Below are 1,411 nucleotides of genomic sequence, written 5' to 3'. Positions count from 1 at the left end.
AATGCCGTTCACTTAAGAGTGAACGGCATTTTTGTTCTTAGCATACCGTTGTGGTCTGGGTTTAACTCTTCTAGGGAATGTCCTTTCCCTTCGCCCTTCAAGTATTAAGCTTTCAGCCATGTTGTGGAACCCCTTTAGCTGACGAGGTATTGCGCCTGGTGTTGAATAAGGTAAGCCTACAAGTAACGCTGATACATGAGCTAACGTGCCGTTAAAACTCAGTTGATAAGGAAGGTAATTTCCCTTTAAATTGAAGCAGAGCTCGACCATCTGATATCGGATTAAATTGTAAGTAAGCAAGATGCCCCATAACTCCTGCTTGACCAGCTCTGGTAAACGACTTCGCAGCGTAAGACGGTTTCCAAGCATGTATTGTTTTTGCTCTCGGTAGCCCAGCTCTATTTCCCAACGATGCTCATAAAGGCCTGCAATATCTTTTGATGGGTAACGCAGGGAGTCCGTCATGGAGGTTAATACTTGGTAGTCTTTTCCTTTAATTTTACGAGTGACAAGTCGAGCGGTTATCGACTTTGGTAAATCAGGCCATAGCTTTCTAGCTCTTGGATTACTGTGTAATTGAACAAGTTTGTCATTTCGCCCTAAAGATTGAACAATGTCATATTGTGTATTTTTCTTGAGGGGGATAAGCCAATGGCGCTCTGAGCCAGAGTCTTGCCATTTATGTAATAAACCTAAAGAATAGAACCCCTTATCGAACATTGTTACGCTATGGTTTGGTGTTGTTTCTATCAGTTTTTCAGCTAATATCATTTCGTTTGTATTGTAATTATCAAATGCACTGGCCGTAATAATGTGACTGCTTAGTTCCATTTGGCAGACCATTCTCACTTGCGGATATTGCGTCCCTTTTTGTCGAGAAAATGCTTTTTCATTTTGCGGGTTATCGGGCGTTCGCCAAACAACGCCATCGACGCCAAGCAGCGTTAATCCATTCCATTGGGGTAACTTTGCACTGTTTAACCATGACGTAGTCATTCGCTCAAAGACCGCTTTAATTGCGTCTTCACCCAACGTCTTTCGACGTTGAGTTAACGCACTCGGTGCGACAAAAGCTTTACCTGTACGGTCGACAATATCAAGTTGGTTCACTAAATCTTTCATGGATTTACTGTTATAGATAGCCATTCCAACAAGCAGCCACACCATGGATTCTAAAGTTAATTTCCTCTTTCTCATCGTGACAGTATCAGTAAGAGAATAGGCTTCGTCGATGAGTTCAATTGGAAGCAAGTCAGACAAAGTCTCAACGCTGCTAGGTTTCCAATCATTAATTATGTTTAGAGCTTGAGAAACATCCATAAAAAAATCCAAGTGCATTAAATACACTTGGATTTTGACAGCTCTGAAGGATCCTTCAACCGATCGCTTTGGCTTTAACTGATCGGCATTA

At 41.8% G+C, this 1,411-nt stretch carries 1 protein-coding gene; it reads right to left on the bottom strand.

What is annotated here, in order from left to right:
* Nucleotides 1-12: 12 nt before the first annotated feature.
* Nucleotides 13-1,320, bottom strand: coding sequence for an IS4 family transposase (locus AB4486_RS22540; protein WP_029235596.1), 1,308 nt, complete (start codon nucleotides 1,318-1,320; stop codon nucleotides 13-15).
* Between the last annotated feature and the right edge of the window lie 91 nt (nucleotides 1,321-1,411).

The sequence above is a fragment of the Vibrio sp. 10N.222.55.C6 genome (assembly GCF_041473395.1).
Taxonomy (GTDB): domain Bacteria; phylum Pseudomonadota; class Gammaproteobacteria; order Enterobacterales; family Vibrionaceae; genus Vibrio; species Vibrio crassostreae_C.
The sequence above is the reverse complement of the archived record's forward strand: the minus strand, read 5'-3'. Positions and strand labels throughout refer to the sequence as shown.

What these genes read in the sequence shown, in the direction of transcription:
- AB4486_RS22540 (WP_029235596.1), bottom strand. Translation starts at nt 1,320, where the DNA reads ATGGATGTTTCTCAAGCTCTAAACATAATTAATGATTGGAAACCTAGC.